The 22,165-nt window shown below is 62.5% G+C and carries 22 protein-coding genes and 1 tRNA gene; 9 read left to right on the top strand and 14 right to left on the bottom strand.

Annotated features, from left to right (window positions below):
* The first annotated feature begins 156 nt into the window (after window positions 1-156).
* The 3 genes from MU516_RS05795 (at window position 157) to MU516_RS05805 (ending at window position 1,515) form a co-directional block, all read left to right on the top strand.
* Entirely contained in the window at window positions 157-741 is a 585-nt protein-coding gene (locus tag MU516_RS05795; RefSeq protein WP_260276285.1) for a hypothetical protein, read from the top strand.
* Window positions 742-865: 124 nt separating this feature from the next.
* Window positions 866-1,276, top strand: coding sequence for an Hsp20 family protein (locus MU516_RS05800; RefSeq protein WP_260276286.1), 411 nt, complete (start codon window positions 866-868; stop codon window positions 1,274-1,276).
* 11 nt (window positions 1,277-1,287) lie between these two features.
* A complete protein-coding gene (locus MU516_RS05805) occupies window positions 1,288-1,515 on the top strand; it encodes a DUF1150 domain-containing protein (RefSeq protein WP_260276287.1) in 228 nt (75 codons plus the stop codon).
* Window positions 1,516-1,541: 26 nt separating this feature from the next.
* Here the strand turns inward: MU516_RS05805 and MU516_RS05810 are convergent, their stop codons facing one another.
* From MU516_RS05810 to MU516_RS05820, 3 genes are all read right to left on the bottom strand, one after another.
* The gene (locus MU516_RS05810) at window positions 1,542-2,363 is read right to left on the bottom strand and encodes a TolB family protein (protein WP_260276288.1); all 822 of its coding nucleotides are present in this window, start codon (window positions 2,361-2,363) and stop codon (window positions 1,542-1,544) included.
* A 1-nt stretch (window position 2,364) separates the two neighbouring features.
* On the bottom strand, window positions 2,365-3,843 hold the full coding sequence (locus MU516_RS05815) for an MFS transporter (protein ID WP_260276289.1): 1,479 nt from the start codon (window positions 3,841-3,843) through the stop codon (window positions 2,365-2,367).
* Window positions 3,844-3,962: 119 nt separating this feature from the next.
* Window positions 3,963-5,672: a bifunctional sulfate adenylyltransferase/adenylylsulfate kinase gene (locus MU516_RS05820; RefSeq protein ID WP_260276290.1), complete on the bottom strand. Its 1,710-nt coding sequence runs from the start codon at window positions 5,670-5,672 to the stop codon at window positions 3,963-3,965.
* Between the two features lie 559 nt (window positions 5,673-6,231).
* Here MU516_RS05820 and MU516_RS05825 point away from each other — a divergent pair.
* Window positions 6,232-7,128 carry a LysR substrate-binding domain-containing protein gene (locus tag MU516_RS05825; RefSeq protein WP_260276291.1) on the top strand — a complete coding sequence of 299 codons (897 nt, stop codon included), beginning with the start codon at window positions 6,232-6,234 and terminating at the stop codon, window positions 7,126-7,128.
* On the opposite strand, the gene trxB is transcribed toward MU516_RS05825, so the two are convergent.
* Window positions 7,129-8,127: a thioredoxin-disulfide reductase gene (gene trxB, locus MU516_RS05830; protein ID WP_260276292.1), complete on the bottom strand. Its 999-nt coding sequence runs from the start codon at window positions 8,125-8,127 to the stop codon at window positions 7,129-7,131.
* 146 nt (window positions 8,128-8,273) lie between these two features.
* Here trxB and MU516_RS05835 point away from each other — a divergent pair, with 146 nt between their 5' ends.
* The gene (locus MU516_RS05835) at window positions 8,274-8,774 is read left to right on the top strand and encodes an Lrp/AsnC family transcriptional regulator (RefSeq protein WP_209056849.1); all 501 of its coding nucleotides are present in this window, start codon (window positions 8,274-8,276) and stop codon (window positions 8,772-8,774) included.
* A gap of 94 nt (window positions 8,775-8,868) precedes the next feature.
* On the opposite strand, the gene MU516_RS05840 is transcribed toward MU516_RS05835, so the two are convergent.
* Entirely contained in the window at window positions 8,869-9,555 is a 687-nt protein-coding gene (locus tag MU516_RS05840; protein ID WP_260276293.1) for a sulfotransferase family protein, read from the bottom strand.
* A 344-nt stretch (window positions 9,556-9,899) separates the two neighbouring features.
* Here MU516_RS05840 and MU516_RS05845 point away from each other — a divergent pair, with 344 nt between their 5' ends.
* Window positions 9,900-10,505 carry a CatB-related O-acetyltransferase gene (locus MU516_RS05845; protein ID WP_260276294.1) on the top strand — a complete coding sequence of 202 codons (606 nt, stop codon included), beginning with the start codon at window positions 9,900-9,902 and terminating at the stop codon, window positions 10,503-10,505.
* A 236-nt stretch (window positions 10,506-10,741) separates the two neighbouring features.
* Here the strand turns inward: MU516_RS05845 and MU516_RS05850 are convergent.
* The 8 genes from MU516_RS05850 to MU516_RS05885 all read right to left on the bottom strand — a co-directional run bounded on the left by MU516_RS05850 (window position 10,742) and on the right by MU516_RS05885 (window position 18,274).
* Window positions 10,742-10,818: transfer RNA gene (locus MU516_RS05850), tRNA-Arg, on the bottom strand.
* A gap of 81 nt (window positions 10,819-10,899) precedes the next feature.
* On the bottom strand, window positions 10,900-11,586 hold the full coding sequence (locus MU516_RS05855; protein ID WP_260276295.1) for an ABC transporter ATP-binding protein: 687 nt from the start codon (window positions 11,584-11,586) through the stop codon (window positions 10,900-10,902).
* Complete coding sequence (locus MU516_RS05860) at window positions 11,586-12,335, bottom strand: ABC transporter ATP-binding protein (RefSeq protein ID WP_260276296.1); 750 nt, start codon at window positions 12,333-12,335, stop codon at window positions 11,586-11,588. Before MU516_RS05860 ends, MU516_RS05855 begins: the two co-directional genes overlap by 1 nt.
* Window positions 12,332-13,270 carry a branched-chain amino acid ABC transporter permease gene (locus tag MU516_RS05865; RefSeq protein ID WP_260276297.1) on the bottom strand — a complete coding sequence of 313 codons (939 nt, stop codon included), beginning with the start codon at window positions 13,268-13,270 and terminating at the stop codon, window positions 12,332-12,334. The genes MU516_RS05860 and MU516_RS05865 overlap by 4 nt, the downstream gene beginning before the upstream one ends.
* Window positions 13,267-14,184 carry a branched-chain amino acid ABC transporter permease gene (locus tag MU516_RS05870; protein WP_260276298.1) on the bottom strand — a complete coding sequence of 306 codons (918 nt, stop codon included), beginning with the start codon at window positions 14,182-14,184 and terminating at the stop codon, window positions 13,267-13,269. The genes MU516_RS05865 and MU516_RS05870 overlap by 4 nt, the downstream gene beginning before the upstream one ends.
* A gap of 50 nt (window positions 14,185-14,234) precedes the next feature.
* Window positions 14,235-15,404, bottom strand: a complete 1,170-nt coding sequence (locus MU516_RS05875) for an ABC transporter substrate-binding protein (RefSeq protein ID WP_260276299.1) — start codon at window positions 15,402-15,404, stop codon at window positions 14,235-14,237.
* A 158-nt stretch (window positions 15,405-15,562) separates the two neighbouring features.
* Window positions 15,563-16,297, bottom strand: coding sequence for a MipA/OmpV family protein (locus MU516_RS05880; protein ID WP_260276300.1), 735 nt, complete (start codon window positions 16,295-16,297; stop codon window positions 15,563-15,565).
* Between the two features lie 120 nt (window positions 16,298-16,417).
* On the bottom strand, window positions 16,418-18,274 hold the full coding sequence (locus MU516_RS05885) for an ABC-F family ATP-binding cassette domain-containing protein (RefSeq protein WP_260276301.1): 1,857 nt from the start codon (window positions 18,272-18,274) through the stop codon (window positions 16,418-16,420).
* Window positions 18,275-18,412: 138 nt separating this feature from the next.
* On the opposite strand from MU516_RS05885, the gene MU516_RS05890 reads away from it, so the two are divergent.
* The 3 genes from MU516_RS05890 to MU516_RS05900 are packed head-to-tail and all read left to right on the top strand — an operon-like array spanning window position 18,413 to window position 20,504.
* Window positions 18,413-19,630, top strand: coding sequence for a GTP-binding protein (locus tag MU516_RS05890; RefSeq protein WP_260276302.1), 1,218 nt, complete (start codon window positions 18,413-18,415; stop codon window positions 19,628-19,630).
* Window positions 19,627-20,250, top strand: a complete 624-nt coding sequence (locus MU516_RS05895; RefSeq protein WP_260276303.1) for a DUF1826 domain-containing protein — start codon at window positions 19,627-19,629, stop codon at window positions 20,248-20,250. The genes MU516_RS05890 and MU516_RS05895 overlap by 4 nt, the downstream gene beginning before the upstream one ends.
* Window positions 20,251-20,252: 2 nt before the next feature.
* Window positions 20,253-20,504: a DUF6525 family protein gene (locus MU516_RS05900; RefSeq protein WP_260276620.1), complete on the top strand. Its 252-nt coding sequence runs from the start codon at window positions 20,253-20,255 to the stop codon at window positions 20,502-20,504.
* A 48-nt stretch (window positions 20,505-20,552) separates the two neighbouring features.
* Here the strand turns inward: MU516_RS05900 and MU516_RS05905 are convergent, their stop codons facing one another.
* A complete protein-coding gene (locus MU516_RS05905) occupies window positions 20,553-22,154 on the bottom strand; it encodes a bifunctional metallophosphatase/5'-nucleotidase (RefSeq protein WP_260276304.1) in 1,602 nt (533 codons plus the stop codon).
* Between the last annotated feature and the right edge of the window lie 11 nt (window positions 22,155-22,165).

Consider the following 22,165-nt stretch of genomic DNA (forward strand, 5'->3'; position numbering starts at 1 on the left):
GCCCGGCTGGCATGACGCGTTTCCATCCCGCTTATAGCCATTTGTTTCACGCCTGTTAACAAAGACTTCGCAAACCTGTCCCGCCCATACATTAAAATTGATCTTTCGCCGTGTCGGCGCAACACTTCTTCCGGATCACCGAACCGGAGAAAAGCCATGAAACTGATCGGCTTGACCGGCGCGCCTGCGGCCGCGCTGTTGTTGGCAGGGCTGTCCGTCGCAACCCCGGCCCACGCGCAGATGGACGGCGAGGAATTGCAGCGATGCATCTGGCGTTGCCTTGCGGATTCGCCGGGTGCCGGTAGCAGTCAATACAATTCCTGCGTGGCCCGGTCGTGCAGCGGTCAGACGCCCTCGGCGCCATCACAGGCGCGCGCCACCTGGACCGTCAGCGGGGCGGCGACCGGCGGCCAGATGGCGTCGGTGACCGTGGGCCGCAGCACGTTCAGCTATGTCTGTCAGGCTGGCAAACCCGCGCTGCTGGCAATCAGTGGTTTGCCGGGACCGTCCTCGGGCGTGGTGCTGTCAGTCGATGGCCGCGAATTCCGCCCGCCCTTCGCCGGGCGCGACGGTGTGCATTACACTTCGGCACGGGCGGGATCGGGGCTGATCAACGCACTGCTGGCAGGAAATGCGGTCCAGGCACGCAATCGCGCCGGAAATTCGGTGTCGAATTTTCCCCTTTCTGGATCCGGAAAGGCGATCAGAACGGCCATGTCGCGTTGCGGCATCCACCCCTGACACGTGGCCGGTTGCCGTCGCGGCCCTTGCAGCCCGGCGATCGCATTCACATATTATAACCATGTCGGGTCGCCGCAACGGGGCCCTTTTCAGACAGTCGCTTCACCGCAAAAGGGCTGATGAGATGAGCAAGATATCACTGGGGTCGCATCCCTATCTTCTGGGTTTCGACCAGTTGGAGCGCTTGGCCGAACGCGCCGCAAAGGGCTCCGAGGGCTATCCGCCCTATAATATCGAACATCTCGCACCCGACGGGTTTCGGATCACGCTGGCCGTGGCGGGTTTTGGCGAAGACGAACTGGCCGTCACCACCGAGGATCGGCAACTGGTCATCCGCGGTCGTCTTGCAGAGCCGTCCGAGGACAGGGTCTATCTGCATCGCGGCATCGCCGCGCGGGCATTCCAGCGCAGTTTCGTGCTGGCCGACGGGGTCGAGGTCGTCTCGGCGCAGATCGAGAATGGCCTGCTGCATGTCGATCTGAAGCGAGTGAAGCCGCAGCAACTGGTTCAGACAATTCCGATCAGCCGCAAGTAAGGGGGATCAACATGGATACCAAATTCGATTTCGGCGACAGCGACGCGCAGAACACCGTCTATGTCCGTCAGGTCGCGACACACACCCTGCCCGAGGACGTCCGCGAACAGGTGCCCGGCGTCGAGACCATGTATGCCGTCCACGATTCAGACGGCGAACGCCTTGCGCTGGTGCGTGAACGCGCGATGGCCTTCATGCTGGCGCGCCAGAACGAACTGGTCCCGGTCAGCGTCCACTGATCGTCACCCACAGCGCGCGCGCCGGATCAGGCGCGCGCGCTGTCCGCCTGCGGCGCATAGCGCATGAAGGCGAAGGCCCGACCATCGGGCGACCAGCAGGGCACGTTCAGCGTCCCCTGCCCTCCGAACAAATCCAGGACCCTGCGTCGCTGGCCGCCATCCGTGTCCATCAGCCACAGTGACACATCGCGGTCGCGCGGGTGCCCCGTCGTGCCGGGTTGATAGGCAAGATAGAGGACATGACGCCCATCGGGCGACGGATGCGGAAACCAGTTCACGTTGTCGTCACGAAAGACCGGCGCGGCGTTCTGACCGTCCAGCGTCATACGCCAGATCTGGGCATGTCCCGAGGCGTCCGAGTTGAACCACAGAAACCTGCCGCAGGCGGAAAAATCGGGCCCGTCATGATGGCCGGGCATCGGGGTCAGGATCTGTTCGGCACCATCCTCCATGTCCAGCGTCGCGATGCGGACCGCGCGATCCTGCCGCGCGCAGGCATAGGCGATCAGTCGGTCATGCGCGCTGTGCCACCAGCTTGGCCGTCCGACCGGAACCGGCTTCACGCCATCCGCGTCCAGAACATGGATGCCCGCGCCCTGTGCATCGTGACAGGAAAAGATGATCCGGCCGTCTGGCAGGAAGCCGTGATCATTGTTGCAGCGCGTCAATCCGCCGGTGTCGATCGGCGTCAGCCCCGACATGTCCGCGCGCCACAGCCGCCCGTCACCATTGACCAGAAACCAGCCGTCGGGATGCCAGTTTGGTGCCTCGATCAGGTGCGGGCTGCGCAGCACGACGCGACAGCGCCCGGTCGCGATCTGGCACACCTCCAACGATGATCTCCACATGCTAGCGCGCCCCCGGCCCGAGCATCGGTGGGGGACCGTCCGCCCCCTCGGTCTTCGGCCGGGGCCGGATCAGCCAGCTGCGCAGCGACAGCACCAGCAGGATCGTGATGAATACCCCCAGTTGATAGACCAGCGCGTGGTGGATGGCCTGCGGATAGTCCGCATCTGCCCCGTGATGCAGCTGCACGAAGAAAAGACTGGACACGACGGCGATCCCCACGGCCGCACCGACCTGCTGAAATGCCTGCATGGCGCCCGAACCGGCGCCCGCGTCATGGCCGGGCACGGCCTGAAGCACCAGCTGAAACAGCGGCGAAATCGCCAGCCCCATACCCATTCCGCAAATCGCCAGCGGCGCCGCAATCGCAAGCGGCGTGAACGGCTGTGGCGGGTTTCCGGCCGCATGGCGCAGCCACGCCATCCCGACCAGCAGGACCAGCGCCCCTGCCCCCATCCGCAGCGGCAAGCGGCTGGCCCCGAAACGGCCCGTAACGTAGCTGCCCAGCATCACCCCCAGCGGAAACGGCGCCGTGGCCAACCCCGAAGCCAGCGGTGACAATCCGAACCCGGTCTGCAGATAGATCGCAAGGATCAGGAACATGCCCGGAATGGCAGAAAAATGCAGCATGACCATCAGGACGCCGGACAGATAGCCCGGATTCCTCATGAGGGCGATGGGCAGAAGCTGCGTCCGCCCCCCCCGCGCCAGCGCGGCCTGCCGCAGGACAAAGACAGCCCCCATCGGCGCAGCACCTAGAAGCAGCGCGATGCACCACCAGGGCCATCCCAGAAGCGCGCCCTCGATCACCGGAAGGACGATCATGACAATCGCAAGCGCGAACACCACCATGCCGATCCAGTCGATTGTCATGTCCCGATCCCGCTGCAGGGCGGGTATCCATCGCAGCCCGGCAAGGATCACGAAGATTCCGACCGGAAGATTGACCAGGAAGATCGGACGCCAATCCAGCCCATGGATATCGGCGGTGATCAGCGCCCCTCCCAGCAGCGGCCCGGTCACCGCGCCCATGCTGACGACCACCCCTGCCAGCGCGAAGGCCCGTGCCTTCTGGTCGGGGGGAAACATCACATGGATGATCGCCATGACCTGCGGCACCATCATCGCGCCGCCCAGCCCCTGAATCGCGCGCGACCCGATTAGCATCGTCATGTTCTGTGCCAGCCCGCAAAGCGCCGATGCCAGGGTGAACAACGCGACCCCCAGCAGGAACAAGCGCTTGCGACCCAACTTGTCGCCAAAGCGCCCGAACGGCAGCAAGCCCGCCGCGAAGGCCAGCACATAAGCTGCGGACACCCATTCTATCTGACTGGCCGAGGCGCCCAGGTTACGCTGGATCGATGGCAGCGCCACATTGACGATGCTGACATCGATCAGGTTCATGAAGTTTCCCATCAGCAGCAACACTGTCGCCAGCCAGGGGTTGAACTCTGGCGGCGCGGCGACGTGGCTGTCTGACATGGTCGAGTCCTTTGAAGATACTTTTCATAACGATCCGGCCTTGCAGCGCGTTCCGTCAGAATGAACGCGGCCCCGTCCCTTGGGAACGAGGCCGCATGTCACACATGGCTGGGGATCGTTCAGTTCAGGCCGATCAGCCCCATGCTTTCCAGCGTCAGCAGCACCTGATGGGCGCAGTTGTCGACTTCGATATCCTGCGTATCGACGCGCAGTTCCGGCTGTCTGGGTTCTTCATACGGGTCCGAAATGCCGGTGAATTCCTTGATCTTGCCCTCGCGCGCCAGCTTGTACAGGCCCTTGCGGTCACGGCGTTCACATTCCTCAAGCGAGGTCGCGACGTGAACCTCGACGAAGGCGCCATATTGTTCGATCATCTCGCGCACGGCACGGCGGGTCGCGGTGTAGGGCGCGATCGGCGCACAGATCGCGATGCCGCCATTCTTGGTGATCTCGGACGCGACATAACCGATACGCTTGATGTTGATGTCGCGGTGTTCCTTGGAAAAGCCCAACTCGCTGGACAGGTGCTTTCGCACCACGTCGCCATCCAGCAGCGTCACGGGGCGACCGCCCATTTCCATCAGCTTGACCATCAGCGCGTTGGCGATGGTCGATTTGCCGCTGCCGCTGAGACCGGTGAAGAACACCGTGAACCCCTGCTGCGCACGCGGAGGAGAGGTGCGGCGAAGCTGCTGAACCACCTCGGGAAAGCTGAACCATTCGGGAATGTCCAGGCCTTCGCGCAAGCGGCGGCGCAGTTCGGTCCCGCTGATGTTCAGGACGGTAACGCCTTCTTCGATCTCGTCTGCCGGTTCGTACTGGGCGCGCTCCTGCACATAGACCATGTGCTTGAAGTCGACCATCTCGACGCCGATTTCGTCCTGATGCTTGCGGAACAGGTCCTGCGCGTCATAGGGACCATAGAAATCCTCGCCCGCGCTGTTCTTGCCCGGTCCGGCGTGATCCCGACCGACGATGAAATGCGTCGCACCATGATTGCGGCGGATCAGCCCGTGCCAGACCGCCTCGCGCGGGCCGGCCATACGCATCGCAAGATTCAGCAGCGACAGCGTGGTGGTCGCCGACGGATATTTGTCCAGCACCGCCTCGTAGCAGCGCACGCGGGTGAAATGATCGACATCGCCCGGCTTGGTCATGCCGACGACCGGATGGATCATCAGGTTGGCCTGCGCTTCCTTCGCAGCGCGGAAGGTCAGTTCCTGATGCGCGCGGTGAAGCGGGTTGCGGGTCTGGAACACCACGACGCGACGCCAGCCCAGCTTCTTGAACTGCGCGCGCAGTTCATTGGGCGTGTTGCGGCGGCCCCGGAAATCGTAATGCGTCGGGGCCTGAAGGCCCTTGATCGGCCCGCCCAGATAGACCGGACCGGCGCTGTTGTGCAGATAATTCACGGCCGGATGGGCCAGATCATCGGCGCCGAACACCTTCTCGGCTTCATGCGCCTTGTTCGGCACCCATTTGTCGGTCACCGACATGATCGCAAGGATAACACCTTCCTGATCACGCAGCGCGATGTCGGTGCCGGGCTCGATCCCGTCGGCGAATTTCTCGCTGACATCAAGATTGACCGGAATCGGCCAAAGCGCACCCGAGGTCAGGCGCATGTCGTTGACGACGCCATCGTAATCCGCCTCGGTCAGAAAGCCCTTCAGCGGACTGAAACCGCCATTCATCAAAAGCTCCAAATCGCAGATCTGGCGCGGCGTCAGATCCCAGCTGGGCATCTTGCCCGCTTCGTGCTTCAGCGACGATGCAGCCTCTTCAGAGACATAGAGTTCGGGGATTGGCGCCTGATTGGGATGGGTCATTTGGAATGCTCGGACATTGAACGGACAGGATGAGGACACGTCCGGCCGGTCGGCGGGTCGTGACTTGGTGCCGCCCATAGCCCCGGCATCGCGAACATTCAACCGGCGCGCAGCGTCCACAGCGGCTAATCCAAGCAATGCGGCAAGAATGACGCGAGGAGGTCAGGAACAATATCTTCATGACGGGGGCAATCCCGGGATATCGGTTTGCCCTGTCGGCGATACGCCGGTCAACGTCTCTCGATTGCGGCGCTAATCATGACAGATTAGCTTTTTTCATCGGCAAGGATGTAAATCGGCTGCCTCCGTTTGCGTGTGGTCAGGACAAGGCCAAATTGCCCGCCCGTCGGGACGAGGCAGCGGAAGATCGTCCAGATCGCGTGGCCCCATGTTGGCAAGGTCGGGGTGGTCCAGCGGATCAAGGAGTGGCGGCAGCGGGGCCATCGCGTCGCCGATGCGACGCAGAATTCGGCGTAGATTATGTTTCATGATCGAAATATAGGGGTCATGCGCCTCAAACAGGATTGAGAACATTCGCGAGCCGTTTTAGATTTTCTGAATGCAGCCCCTGAACCGGATCCCCCTGAGCGGCCTGCGCGCCATCGAAGCCGTGGCGCGGCTTGGCAGCTTGTCTTCCGCCGCCGAGGAACTGGGCGTGACGCCCGGCGCGCTCAGCCAGCGGATCTCGCGGACCGAGGCACAGTTGGGCCGCCGCGTCTTCGACCGCATGGGCACAGGCCTGACGCCTAACGACCTTGGCCGTCAGATGGCTGCACATCTGTCGCACGGCATGGCGCAACTTTCGGCCGCAGTGGCGCTGACCGATCCGGGCCATGACGATCTGTTGAACGTCTCCGTCGCACCTCTTTTCGCCAGCCGTTGGCTGATCTGGCGACTGCCGCGCTTTTCCGCCGCCCATCCCACCATCCGCGTTCGGATCGAACCGGTCGTACAGATGATCACACCGGGGCTGGGCGGAGTCGATATCGGCATCCGCGTGGGACGCGGCGCCTGGTCGGGACTGCGGGTCGAAAAATTGCTGGATCAGCGCGTGATGCCGGTCTGTGCGCCGTCTCTGGCGAACGACATCCGGACAACCGCGGATCTGCTGCGCTTGCCCGTGATCCGCGAAAACGACGATCTTGCCGGCTGGCAGGACTGGCTTGCTCCGCACGGATTGTCGTCGAAGGACGTTCCGTCCGGTCCGGTCTATGCCGATGGTGGACTGTGTCTAGACGCCGCCAAGACCGGACAGGGCGTCTTCATGGCGTGGGAAACGCTGGCCTCGGATTCGTTGTCTTCGGGGCAGTTGGTCACGCCCCTGCCCGGCCGCGCACCCACAACCAATGCCTACTGGTTCGTCACCGCAGAGGGCACGCGGAAACCCGCCATCGCCCGATTTCGAGACTGGCTGCGCGCAGAGCTTGCCGACACCGCACGCGACTGGCCGACCTGATTATCCGGCGGTGGCGTCTTCGGGCAATTCGGCAGAGCCCGGATCGGGTTCGCCAGCCTCGTCCTGCTCGGCCAGCCATGCTTCGGCGTCCAGCGCCGCCATGCAGCCCATGCCCGCGCTGGTCACTGCCTGCCGATAGATATGGTCGGTCAGATCGCCCGCCGCGAACACGCCGGGGATCGAGGTGCGCGTCGAACCCGCCTCGACCTTCACATAGCCGCCGTCATGCAGTTCCAGTTGATCGCTGACCAGTTCGCTGGCCGGCGCGTGACCGATCGCAACGAAGACACCATCGGCAGAAACCTCGCGCGTGGTGCCGTCCTTGGTGGATTTCAGGACGGCGCCGGTCACGCCCATCGGGTCATCGGCACCTTTCACCTCGGCCAGTTCGTGATCCCAGACGATCTCGACCTTCGGATTGCGGAACAGACGGTTCTGCAGGATCTTTTCGGCCCGCAGGCTGTCGCGGCGATGCACCAGCGTCACCTTGGACGCGAACTTGGTCAGGAACAGCGCCTCTTCGACCGCGGTATTGCCGCCGCCGATGACCAGAACCTCGCGGTTGCGATAGAAGAACCCGTCGCAGGTCGCGCAGGCACTGACCCCGAACCCCTTGAACTTCTCTTCGCTTGGCAGGCCAAGCCAGCGCGCCTGCGCGCCGGTGGCCAGGATCACCGCATCGGCCGTGATCCGCCGCCCGCTGTCGCATTCCGCCACGAAGGGACGCTGACCCAGATCCAGACGGGTCACGATGTCTGTGACGATCTCGGTTCCCATCGCCTTGGCGTGGGCCTCCATCTTGACCATCAGATCGGGGCCCTGGATCTCGGTCTCGCCGGGCCAGTTTTCGACCTCGGTGGTGATCGTCAACTGCCCACCTGGCTGCATCCCCTGGATCAGCATCGGCTCCAGCATCGCGCGCGCGCCATAGACGGCGGCGGTATAGCCCGCCGGTCCCGACCCGACGATCAGAAGTTTCACATGCGTGCGGTCAGTCATCTTGCACCCCATCGGCCATTTGGTGCATCAGGTAATCCCTCGGCGCGGCTTGTGCAACGCATCGCGATACCGGAAAGAATGTTGCGCATATCCGGTCCGCATTGTAGTTTCCGGCAACGCCGCAACCCAATCCAAGAAAGAGCAGCATGGCTGGCGCGAAACTGGACGACATCGACCGCAAGATCCTGGCCGAACTTCAGGCCGACGGCCGGATGACGAATGTCGAACTTGCACGCCGCGTCGGCATCTCGGCGCCGCCCTGCCTGCGCCGTGTCCGTGCCTTGGAGGAACTGGGCTATATCCGCGGCTACCACGCCGATATCGACGCCCGCGCGCTGTGCTTCGAGGTGCAGGTCTTCGCGATGGTGCGCCTGGCCAGCCAGTCCGAACGCGACCTGTCCGCGTTCGAGGATCTGGTGCGCGGCTGGCCCCTGGTCCGCGAATGCCACATGCTGAACGGCGAGATCGACTTCATCCTGAAATGCGTCTCGCCCGATCTGTCCACCTTCCAGCGGTTCCTGACCGACAATCTGACCGCCGCGCCCAACGTCGCCAGCGTCAAGACCTCGCTGGTGATCCGCGCCGGAAAGGACGAGCCCGCGGTTCCTTTCGAGATCGTCGAGGAACGGGTGCGCGAGGCGGGCTGAAACCGGTTCGACCGCATATCAAGTCACCACGATACGGTCTGGCGACATACCTCCGCTGCCGCCAAGGACGCTACGCAAAGGGATCGGGGCTGCGTCACGACGGGAACGCAGCTTCCTTTGTGATACCCTCGAAGCAATAGCCATACCGCTCGATGTCGTCGCCATAGGTATCCTCGACCCATCTTCGCGCCTTAGGTGTGTAGAAATGGTGATAGCTCGTCTTGTTCCGCCCGAAGATTCTTGACCACATCGAAACCTTGCCAAGGTGAGAGCGGTTGAAGACCGGCAGGCTTGTGTCCGCAAGCCCGATCCGCCGAGCGATCCGCCTGAACTCGCCCTCCAGATCCTCGAACCGCATGACATCATCCATCAGATTTCTTCCCTTCCTGTCACAAAGGGCCAGCTTCGGGACCAATCGCTTTTTCTGAACGATGGTGTTCAGGTATCTCTCGAACCTTTCCGGCGTCGCCCGCTCCTTGTGGCGCATGCGGCGATACAGCGAAAAGATCTGAGCATACGGATTGCGAACGACCGAGAACTTGAAGAATTCATCAAATTCCTTCGGGTAACATTTGCGGACCTCCAGCGCGGTATCGTGGATGCCGGTTCCGCGCCGATCGACTTTGTTCCTTGTGGCATCCCGATGGATGCGATTGTTCCATTCAGACGCCTCGCGCCCCTCCTGATCCAGAAGGACAAGCCCATCCATGGCGGCTTCGATGGAATTTCCGCCGGTGCGCTTCAGATGGATGAAGATGGCCTTGTGATCGAACGAAATCATGCACCCTCCGGATCGTGAACAGGAAAAAACGCAAGTTGGCACTGGCCTTCGGGCCAGCGATCATCGACATGGGCGACGCGTGGTCCTCCGCTGCTGTCCGGCACAAGCCAAGCGCAATCAAGTTGATGACCTGCCAACGCTTCGACCCTATCCGCTGTTCCGGCCGGTTTGCATCGCTGTGCCGAACAGGGATTGGCGCACGGCACAGCCACATCGCGTGCGGTCGCCGCGCGTTGAAAGGCTTGCCTATTCCCGCGTCATCACGCAGACAGGCCCGCACAAGCGGACCAGCATCACTCAAGGGCCACGGCCCCTGCGCCCCGCCATCGTATCGAGAGAACGGCATGAGCATCTTCACCGAAGAGGAAATCGCGGAATTCCACCTGCTGACCGACGCCGCACAGATCGAGTCGGGCGAGATTCGCGGAGACCTGGACAGTTGCATGATCGCGGGCAACGTCCTTTGTGGAAAACACACGACGATCAACGGCTATCTGAACGCCCGTGGCAGCATCCGGATCGGCAAGTATTGCGCGCTCGGGCGGTTCATCTCAGTTCATGCCGGAAATCATCGCACCGACATGCCTAACCAGCAGGTTCTTTTCAGCAGGCGTTTCGGTTTCTCGCTCGCGTTCGAGAGGCGGCGCGTCGAAATTGGCCATAATGTCTGGATCGGCGACAAGGTGAATATTCTGGCCGGAGTGACCATCGGACATGGCGCGGTCCTGGCGGCGGGGGCGACGGTCGTGTCGGACGTGCCGCCATTCGGGATCGTCGGCGGTGTGCCAGCCAAGCTGTTGCGCAAGCGTTTCAGCGATCACGTCATTGAACAGATGCTGGAAATTCGCTGGTGGGACTGGGACGACGACAAGATCAGGGCGAACAAGGTGTTTTTTGAAAGCGCGCTTGAGCCCGATGCGGATTACGACCTTTACCCGGCGATCGTCTGACAACTCTCGGCGTCCGTCGCGCGATCTGTCCGCATCGTGCATACGCGTTCTTTCTGGCGCCCAACTGATGCGCGATCCAAAGCCGTCAAAGCCGCGATAGTTCCGAAAGCAGGCCGCCGCTTTGCGATCAGGACATCCAATCGGCGGCCTTTGCAAGAACCTTCGGGCCGCGCCTTCAGGACCGCACCACGGCAAAGCCAGGCCGAGGCAAGTGTCGGTTCAGAGATCGATGATCTTGGCGCACCCGAGAGGATTCGAACCTCTGGCCTCTGCCTTCGGAGGGCAGCGCTCTATCCAGCTGAGCTACGGGTGCCTGAGGCTTCAATATCCGCGCCGGCGCGGCTGTGCAATGCCGAATTGGCCGGGTTTGCCGGTGATCGTTGCCACCAGGCAATCAGACATGCAGGAAGCGTTCCTTGATCTCCGGTGTCGCGCGCAGGGCGGCGTTGTCGCCCGACCAGACGGTGCGACCTTTCTCGATGACTACGTGCCGGTCGGCAAATCGGGTCAGCGCGTCCACGTTCTTGTCCACGATCAGGATCGATTCGCCCGCCGCCTTCAACTGCGTCAGGCAGGCCCAGATCTCGTCCCGGATCAGCGGGGCAAGCCCCTCGGTCGCCTCGTCCAGGACGACAAGGCGCGGATTGGTCATCAGGGCGCGTCCGATGGCCAGCATCTGCTGTTCGCCCCCTGACAGCTGATCGCCGCGATTGGACATCCGTTCGCCCAGTCGCGGAAACAGCGCCAGCACGCGATCCAGCGTCCACTGACCGGGTCTTGCCATCGCGATCAGGTTCTCGCGGACGTTCAGCGTCGGAAAGACCTGACGGCCCTCTGGCACCAGCCCCAGACCGGCGCGCGCGATCCGATGCGGCGCGGTATTCGTCATGTCGGTGCCCGCGACGATCACCCGGCCGTGCCTGGCGGGAAGCAGGCCGAAGATCGTGCTGATAGTGGTGGTCTTGCCCATGCCATTGCGCCCCAGCAGCGTGACCACCTCGCCCTCGGCAACCTCGAGATTGATGTCGTGCAGCACCTGACTTTCCCCGTAAGCCGCCTGCAGCCCCTGAACCTTCAGCATCAGGTGCCCTCCTCTTCGCCCAGATAGGCGGCGCGCACCTGCGGGTCGTCGCGGATCTGGTCCGGGGTTCCGGTGGCGATGATCCGGCCATAGACCAGCACGCTGATCCGATCGGCAAGCGCGAAGACCGCATCCATGTCATGTTCGATCAGCACAAGGGTCACGGCCCCCTTCAGGCCGCGCATGACTTCGACCAGGCGATCGGCCTCGGCGCCGCTGGTGCCGGCCAGCGGTTCGTCCAGCAGCAGCAGACGCGGCCGGGTCGCCAGAGCGATCGCCAGTTCAAGCTGCCGTTTCTCGCCATGCGACAGGCTTCCGGCGTTGAAGAAGGCACGATCCGCGATGCCCACGCGGTCAAGCGCCGCCAGCGCCTGATCGTTCAATGCGCTTTCTTCCGCGACCGGAGAGAAGAAGCGAAAGCTGCTGCCTGATCGCGCTTGAACCGCGGACGCAACGTTTTCCAATGCAGTGAAGCCGGGCAGGATCGACGTGATCTGAAAGCTGCGAGACATGCCGGCACGAACCCGGCGATGCATCGCGCGTCCCATCATCTCGGTTCCGTCGAACCGGACGGACCCGCCATCGGACCCGGATTGTCCCGAAAGTTGTGCGATCAGCGTTGATTTGCCCGCTCCGTTTGGGCCGATGATGGCGTGCAGTTCGCCCTCTTCGACCGACAAATCCAGATCGTCGGTGACCTTCAGTGCGCCGTAGGATTTGCGCAGGTTGCGGACCTCCAGCAGGCTCATCGACGCCCCCGGAACAGACCCGACAGACCGTCGCGTGAATACAGGACGACCAGCACCAGAATCAGGCCGAACAGCAGCGGCCAGTGTTCCGTCAGCACGGCCAGCCATTCCTCCAGCAGCAGCGCGATGGTGGCCCCCGCGACCGCGCCCAACAAGTTGCCGATCCCGCCGAAGACCACCATCACCACCAGCTCGCCCGACCGGTGCCAGTTCATGAAGGCGGGCGAGACATAGCTGGTCTGGTTGGCAAGCATCACCCCCGCAATGGCGGTCATGCAGCCCGAGATGATGAAGGCGGTCAGCTGGTAGCGGAACGGAGAAAACCCGATCGCCTGCATCCTTACCGGGTTCTCGCGGGCGCCGGTCAGCACCCTGCCAAAACGCGACCGTGTGATCGCGACGGCCAGTAGGTAAAGCCCGATCAGCAGGACCAGCACCGTATAGTAAAGCGCCGTATCGTCCTCGAGAATGGTTTGGCCGAACAGGGTCGAGCGGGCGTTCAGCGTGACCCCGTCATCGCCGCCATAGGCCGACAACGACACGAAGAAGAAATAGGCCATCTGCGCGAAGGCCAGCGTGATCATGATGAAATAGATGCCGCGCGTGCGCAGAGAGATTGCGCCCGTCACAAGCGCGAAGACTGCCGCAGCAGCGATGGCGGCCAGCATGTGCAGGCCCAGATCAGTGATGCCGGCACGCGAAAGGATGGCGACCGCATAGGCGCCGATGCCCAGATATGCCGCGTGGCCAAAGCTGACCATGCCGCCATAGCCAAGGATCAGATCCAGCGCCAGCGCAGCGATGGCATAGCACAGGATGCGGCTTGCAATGACGACAAGATAGCTGTCATCCAGTGCGACCGCCAGAAACGGCAGAACGGCAAAGGCCGTGAACAGGATGGTCGCCGCCCAGGCGCGGTTAGGGATCAGCCTCATGTCCTGGCCCCGAAAAGGCCCGCGGGACGGGCCGCCAGAATCGCCGCCATCAGGATATAGACCAGCATCGGCGCCAGCACCCTTCCCGCCTGAGCGGCCGCCGAAGGTTCCATCACCGCGCGCAGGATGATCGGCCCGAAACTGCGCCCCAGCGTATCGACCAGCCCGACCAGCAAGGCACCCGCAAACGCCCCCTTGACCGACCCGATGCCGCCGATGACGATGACCACGAAAGCCAGGATCAGGACGCTTTCGCCCATCCCCGGATCGACCGTCAGGATCGGCGCCACCATTGCGCCGGCGAACCCTGCCAGCATGGCACCGAAGGCGAAGATGATCGTGAACAGCTTCCTGATATCGACCCCCAGCGCCGAGACCATCGCCCGGTTCGTGGCCCCGGCGCGCAGCCGCATCCCGATCCGTGTCCGGGTGATGACCAGCCACAGTCCCGCAGCGGTCACCAGCCCGGCCCCGATCACGACAAGGCGAAACACCGGATAGCGCATCGGACCGACCAGCGGCACCGACCCCGACAGCAGGTCCGGCATCCGCACCGACAGCGGCGCGGCCCCCCAGATGATCTCGACCGCCTCGGTCAGGACCATCACCAGACCGAAGGTGGCCAGAACCTGATCCAGATGCGGCCGGTCATACAGCTTGCGAAACACCAGCAGTTCCAGCAACAGCCCGATCAGCAGCGTCGCCGGCAGCGTCAGCAGCAGGCCCAGACCATAGCTGCCAGTCATCTGTGCGAAGGTCACCGCAAGATAGGCGCCGATCATGTAGATCACGCCATGCGCAAGATTGACGAAATCCATGATCCCGAAGACCAGTGTCAGGCCAGCGGCGATCAGGAACAACAGGATGCCGAACTGCATCCCGTTCAGAAGCTGAAGCAGAAACAGGTTGGTCATGTGACAAGGCCCCGGTCGGCGTGGGGCGCGTCAGCCGCGCCCCTGCCCGATCAGTTCATCTGGCATTCGCCGACATAATTATCCGCGTAATCGTCGAAGATCTTCTCGACGACCGAGGTGGCGAACTTGCCATCCTCGCGTTGAACGACCTTGGTCAGATAGAAATCCTGAACCGGATAGTGATTTGGGCCGAAGCTGAAGTCGCCGCGGACCGAATTGAACGGCGCGGATTCCAGTGCCGCGATCAGCGCGTCCTTATCCGCGGTGCCACCCGCCTCGCGCAGGGCGCCGTCGATCAGGTAGGCGGCGTCATAGGCCTGCATCGCATAGACGGCGGGCACCTTTCCGAATTTTTCCTCGTAGGCCGCGACGAACTCGGCATTGCCCGGGGCATCAAGATCGGGCGCCCAGTTCGACCCGCCAAAGAACCCCAGCGCGGCGTCCTGTTGGGCCGGCAGCGTCGATTCGTCCACGGTGAAAGCCGACAGGAACGGGATGGTCTCCAGCCCTGCCTGACGATACTGCTTGACCAGGTTGACGCCCATGCCGCCGGGCATGAAGGCGAACACGGCGTCGGGCTGCATCGCCGCGATCTGCGCCAGTTCCGCCGAATAATCCAACTGGCCAAGCTGGGTGAAGATCTCGCCCGCGACATCGCCCTGATAGCTGTGCCGGAATCCCGCCAGACTGTCCTTGCCCGCCTGATAGTTCGGGGCCAGCAGGAAGACATTGTCGAAACCCTGCTTCTGGGCATAAGCGCCCATGACCTCGTGCATCTGGTCGTTCTGATACGAGGTCACGAACAGATGCCGAGAACAGTCCGCACCGGCCAGATTGGAGGGCCCGGCATTCGGACTGATCAGGATGGTGCCGGAATCGGTCACGGGTTTGACGATCGCACCAAGGATGTTCGAAAAGATCGGACCTACGACGATATCGACCTGGTCGCGCTCGACCAGCTCGCGCGCCTTGTTTGCGGCGATGTCGGGCTTCTGCTCATCGTCCATCACGACGATTTCGGTCTTCATGCCGCCGATCTCGCCGATCTGTTCCGCAGCCAGCAGGAAACCGTCGCGCCCCATCTCGCCCAGCACCGCGGCAGGCCCCGAAAGGGTGAAGATCAGACCTATCTTCAGCGTGTCGTCGTCCTGTGCGGCAGCGGGGCCAGCAAGGCATGTGGTCGCTGCAAGCAGCGCAAGAATGTTCCGGGACTTGGTCATGGGCACCTTCCTGTTGCGATCCGCCGCGTTGATCGCGGCATGGCTGTCCGTTCCACCTAGAACGCACCAACAGCGGGCCCTGAGTCAAGAAATTATTTCAGGCTTAAAATATTCTGATGCCGCGAACTGTGCCAAGTCTGCGGCAATCCATCAGGACCTCAGAAACCGAACGAGAACTTCCGCACGATGCCCAGACGCAGCGCAGGCTGGTATTTGTCTTCCACGATCGGGGAATCGGCTGCGTCACCGATCAGGCGGCCATATTCAACCTCACCCATGATCGCCGTCCGGTCGTTCAGCGCATAGCGCGCGCGGAACTTGATCGCGGCGCTGTTGAAGCCGCCGCCGGGGGCGTATTCAGGATATCCGCTGGTCACCGACTCGGCCGGCGTGACACCGAAATACGTTTCCGAATATTCCGAGCTTCCCCAGCCGAATTCGACACCGGACCACAATGTGACACGGTCGCTGAGATCGGTGCGGTAGGTGGTGCCAAGTTCGCCGACCACGCCCTCGTGCCCGCCGAATCCACGACGGATCGTCCCGTAGGCCGTCACCGGACCTTGGCCATAGCTGACCTTGCCGCCCAGCTCGTAGGCCCGGTCGATCTGGTCCATTCCGGCCAGCGCGTCATCGTCCGACGGATCCCGTTCGCCGATCGAGCTGAACGACGGAGAGAACGAAAATCCTTGCGGGTTACCGCCAGTGCCAATCTGGAAATTCTGCCAGATCAACCACGGGGCGGCATCGGTATCGTCGGAACCCGGATAGACCGGGCGACCCTGCGCACCCAGACCAAGCTCGACTGACACATCGCGCCCTGCAAGACCGAAGTCTTGGGCCGAGGCCGAACCGGCGGCGGCGACAAGGGCGACAACAGCGAGAAATTTCATGGCATAGATCCGGTCGGAATTCAGGGATATCACCTTCCTAGGTCCGAATCGCCGGACGGCACAAGCCATTCGCGGCAACGTGACCGAAGGTGGATCGCGACGACGCATTTGCGCAACAGATCAGACCTTCTCGGCGCCTTCCAGCTTTTCAAGCGCCGCCATCCACAAAGATTCTGCACGTGCCATCGCCTGGACCGCCTCGGCGCGTTTCTTCGACCATTTTTTCGCCTCGTGCGGGTCATTGTAAAGCGCCGGATCGGCCAGTTTCACGTCCAGTTTTTCCAGCATCTCGGTCAGTTTTTCGACCCGTTCTTCGGACCGGCGCACCTCGGATCGAAGGGCCAGCAACTCGTCACGCGCGGGACGTTTGGGTGCAGGCTTCGCGACCGGCTCGGCGGGTTTGGGTTTCGCGGCCTCGTCTCCGTTCAGCAGAAAGCGACGGTAGTCGTCCAGATCACCGTCATATGTGCTGACCGCCGCGTCATTGACCAGCCACAGCCGGTCCGCGACCAGACTCAGCAGGTGCATATCGTGACTGACCAGCACCACCGCGCCGGTATAGTCGTTCAGGGCCTCGGACAACGCCTCGCGGCTTTCGATGTCCAGGTGGTTGGTCGGCTCGTCCAGCACCAGCAGATGCGGGGCGTCGATGGTCGCGATCAGCAGTGACAGCCGCGCCTTCTGCCCACCGGACAGTTGTCCGACCTTGGTTTCGGCCTGTGCCTCCATCAACCCGAAACCGGCAAGCCGGGCCCGCAGACGGGCTGGCGCCTCGTTCGGGCGCAGGCGGCGGACATGCTCGATCGGGGTTTCGTCCAGGGACAGTTCATCGACCTGATGCTGGGCAAAATAGCCGACGCGCAGCTTGCTTGACCGGGTGATCCGACCATCCATCGCAGCAAGCCGTTCCGCAAGCAGCTTGGACAGGGTTGACTTGCCCTGCCCGTTCCGACCCAGCAGCGCGATCCGGTCGTCCTGATCGATGCGCAGGTTCAGCCGCTGGAGGACCGCGCGATCGCCATATCCCACCGCGACGTTTTCCATGGCGATGATTGGCGGCGACAGTTCCTCGGGCTGCGGGAAACTGAAGCGGTGAAACTTTGCCTCTTCGGGCGCGGTGATCGGCTGCATCTTCTCCAGCATCTTGACCCGCGCCTGCGCCTGACGCGCCTTGCTGGCCTTGGCGCGGAAACGGTCCACGAAGCTTTGCAGATGCGCCCGCCGGTCGGCCTGTTTCCTGGCCTCGGCAGCCTGCAATGCACGTTTCTCGGCGCGAATGCGGGTAAAGCCGTCATAGCCGCCTGTATAGAGCGTCAGCTTGCGGTTCTCGACATGCAGGATGTGGCCCACGGCGCGATTCAGCAGGTCGCGGTCATGGCTGATGATGATGACCGTATGCGGATAGCGCGCCAAATAGGTTTCCAGCCACAGCGCCCCTTCAAGGTCCAGATAGTTGGTCGGTTCGTCCAGCAACAACAGATCCGGCTGCGAGAACAGCACGCCCGCCAGCGCGACCCGCATCCGCCACCCACCCGAGAAATCGCTGGTCGGCCGCGCCTGATCCACCTGCGAAAAGCCAAGGCCCACCAGAATCGAGGACGCGCGCGCCTCGGCCGACCATGCGTCGATATCGGCCAGTCGGGTCTGGATCTCGGCGATGCGGTGCGGATCCTTCGCAGTCTCGCTTTCGGCCATCAGGGCTGCGCGTTCCTTGTCTTCGGCCAGAACCGTGGCAAGAACCGACGTCGCGGTGCCCGGCGCCTCTTGTGCCACCCCGCCGATGCGGGCGCGCGAGGGCAAGGTGATCTCGCCGCCATCGACGGCAAGCTCACCCCGCAACATCCGGAACAATGTCGTCTTGCCAGCCCCGTTCGGGCCGACAAGGCCAACCTTGTGGCCCTCGGGGATGGTGGCCGAGGCATGCTCGAAAAGCGGGCGGCCCTGAATGGCGAAGGAGATATCGTCGATACGCAGCATGGGCGGGGCATGACCGAAGGCGAGCAGGTCGTCAATGGCAAGACCTTCGTTCCAGTCTCTCCGGCATCGTGTTGCAAGCTGATATGTAATACTATAACGTTAATCGACTTAACGACATTGCTCGCAGGGACGCCATTCATGAACCTAGATACCCGCCTTCCCGTCACCGTCCTGTCCGGCTTTTTGGGGGCCGGAAAAACGACGCTGCTGAACAACATTCTGAATAATCGGGACGGGTTGCGCGTCGCGGTGATCGTGAATGATATGTCCGAAGTGAATATCGACGCGGATCTTGTGCGTGCCGAAGGCGGGATGGCCCGCACTGACGAGACCCTGGTCGAAATGTCGAATGGCTGCATCTGCTGCACGCTGCGCGAGGATCTGTTGACCGAGGTTCGGCGCCTGGCTTGTGCCGGACGGTTCGACTATCTGCTGATCGAATCATCAGGCATTTCCGAGCCATTACCGGTCGCGACCACCTTCGAGTTCCGTGACGAGAACGGCGACAGCCTGTCCGACGTTGCGCGGCTGGATACGATGGTAACGGTCGTGGATGCGCTGAGCCTGCTGAAGGACTATTCAAGCCATGATTTCCTTGACGATCGTGGCGAGACCGCAGGACCGGGCGACGATCGCACACTGGTCACCTTGCTGACAGAGCAGATCGAGTTCGCCGATGTGGTGGTGCTGAACAAGGTCAGCGACGCCGGTCCCGACCGTGTCGATGCTGCGCTTGCGATCATCCGCAGCCTGAACGCGGATGCCAAAGTTATCCGCACCGACCATGCCCGGATCAACGCGCGCGACATCCTGAATACAGGTCTGTTCGATTTCGACCGAACCCATGAGCATCCGATGTGGATGAAAGAGCTCTACGGTTTCGGCGACCATGTGCCGGAAACCGAGGAATACGGCGTCACCTCGTTCGTCTATCGGGCAAGACGGCCGTTCGAGCCACGCAAGGTCCATGAATTGCTGAACAGCCCCCTACCGGGTGTGATCCGCGCAAAAGGGCATTTCTGGATTGCCTCACGCCCGGACTGGGTTGCCGAATTCTCTCTGGCGGGGGCGCAGTCGACGGTGCGGCCTCTGGGCACATGGTGGGCATCCGTGCCACCTGAACGCTGGCCGGATCATGGTCAGGCGCGCACCTATATCGCCCAGCATTGGGCCGACCCGTGGGGGGATCGGCGGCAGGAGCTGGTCTTCATCGGCTGCGGCATGGACGAGGATGCGATACGGTGCAGGCTGGACGCTTGTATTCTGGGCGAAGAGTGGGGCGAGGAACCCCGGGCCTGGACCGACCTTCCCGACCCGTTTCCAGCTTGGCGACGGGCCGACGAGGTGGCGGCATGAGGATCGCAGCCCGCCCACGCGCCGCCACCGCGATCAATCAGTCCTTTGATCCGCGCGTCCTGGGCACCATCGCCATGTCCGGGGTAGGCGCGGCGATCTGGCAACGGGATGTCGCACCCAGATTACTGAAATGGTTGGAGGAATTGCCGACCGACCACCTGCCTCGATTGCGCGAAAGACTGCGGCCCAAGGATGCCGCCGCTGCCGTGAAGGCCGCGTGCCTCACCGCCAGAACGCCCGCCTCGCCTGAACGCGATGCATTTGTGGTCGAGGTTTCCGACCTCGTGCAAGTTGCGGCAGCCCAGACCGGTGCCGTGTTGGTCGACCTGCGTCTGGATTCCGTTTTTGGACAGCCCTGCCCGAAATGGCATCTGGATGCTGTTCGGGCACGCTTTCTGTGCACGCTGCGTGGCGCGGGAACCGAGTTCGGACCAGCAGGTTCCGATGGCGACGTCACCGCCACCCATCGGGTGCCTCTGGGCTGCCCCGCAATGTTCCGTGGTCGTGATTGGCCGGGTGAAGAAGTCTCGGGAATTCTGCACCGGTCTCCACCTACCGAAAACGGTCAATGCCGTTTTCTGGTGGTAGTCGATCCGGTCGATCCGATCGGGACATGCTGATCATGGCGCGGAACGGCAATCTGGGCCGAACAGCGCAACGGCTGCGACGGCGAACCCGTGATCCGATGGCCGCATTCGATGCCCTGCCCGCGCCGCTGCGGCGATGGCTGGCGTATGCGGCACTGCCGTGGTCACCGGCATCATGTCGCCGATTGTGGCAAAACGCACGCGCTGCGGGCGCCTCGACCCAACAGGCGCTGGAGTTGCTTGATCGCGCCCAAGCGCGCGCCTTGCAGCGCGAAACCATCGAGTGACTTGCATGAAGATTGGATGGCGCCGCATCACGCCGCGGCACCACCGCCCTATTTGACTGTGATGCGTCCATCCAGAGCCGGGGCGAAGTCCGCCCCCCGAGACGCCAGATAATCGGCAAGAACCTCGGCCAGGTCCGGTCCGAAATCATATGCGTCCGATGCGTTTGCAGCAAAGACCTGATAGCCGTCTCCACCGCCGCGCATGTAGTTGTTCGAGACGACCCCATATGTCGCGGACGGGTCGAGCGGCGCCCAGTCCTGATCCCGACGAACCATCACATCGCTGATCCTGCTGCCGGGTTCGGCATCAGGATCAACAGTATATTTCAGTCCGGCAACCTGAGCAAAGCGACCTGCCGCTTCTTCGTATTGGCTTGCACCATTCTCCAGCGCGGCGAGGACATCCTTCCCCGAAAGCCGGAATGTCGCCAAGGTATTCTGGAAGGGCAGCACAGTATAGACTTCGCCCATCGTGACCGGACCTTCGTCGATCGAGGCCCGCAACCCGCCGCCATTCGCGATCGCGATGTCGATGCCCTGATCCTTAACGCGTTCCAGCATCGCATCCGCCACAAGATTGCCCATCTCGCATTCCCTGGCACGACAGTTGTCGCGTCCACCATCTATCGGCGCCGCGGTCCGGGCGACGACCTTCTGTCGCAACTCCTCGATTGGCGCGGCCATCTCGGCGACGCGGGCGGCGATGGCCTTGTCCTCGGGAACCGAATTATCCAGCAGGATCGGCTGTCCTTCGGCCTTTGTCAGAATGCCGTCGTCGTCGAAGGTCAGAACAAGATGGCCAAGATATTTTGAGTAGGCATAGGCAGTTGCCACCGGCACCTCTGTCCCGTCCGGACCTTCGACAAGAGTCGGATACGGACCAGCCGCGGAATCCATGCTGCCGAGCAGGGTGTGTGAATGCCCGCCGATCACCGCATCCAGACCCGGCACTTCACGGGCGATCTGCTGATCGCGCAGATATCCGACATGCGTCAGCGCAATGATCTTGTCGACGCCCTGATCGGTCAATGTCTGCACGTCGGCAGCAAGACTGTCGATTTCGTCCATGAAGATCACATTGGGACCGGGCGATGACGTCTCGGCCGTATCCGTCGCCAGTGCGGACACGATGCCGACCTTTTCGCCGCCGATGTCCAGCGTGACGATGTCATCCACCTTGCCTTTCAGCACGTTCGAGCGCGACAAGTCCAGATTGCCGGATATTACAGGAAATGCGACCCCATCGGACAGGACCGCCAGACCTTCGGGACCATCATCGAATTCGTGATTGCCTACCGCCATGGCGTCATAGCCGATCGCGGTCATGAATTCGGCAACATCCTTGCCCTTGTAGGTGGTATAGAACAGGCTGCCTTGATACTGGTCGCCCGCGTCCAGGACGATGACATTGCCGCCCTGCGCCGCTATCTGATCTCGTAATTCGGCGACCTTGCTGGCCAACCGCGCAACGCCGCCGAAGCACTCGCCCGCATCGCGCGTCTCCTGGTCGCACGTGCTGTCGTATTTGTTGATCGGTTCGATCCTGCTGTGCAAATCGTTGGTATGCAGGATGTGCAGCGTCATCTCGGCCTGAGCAGCCACGGCTGACAGCGCCACGGTGGAAGCTGCAATCAAATATCGAACATGCATCCGCTGATCCT

Origin of the sequence: Paracoccus maritimus (assembly GCF_025195095.1) — a bacterium.
In the GTDB taxonomy this organism is placed as follows: Bacteria; Pseudomonadota; Alphaproteobacteria; order Rhodobacterales; family Rhodobacteraceae; genus Paracoccus; species Paracoccus maritimus.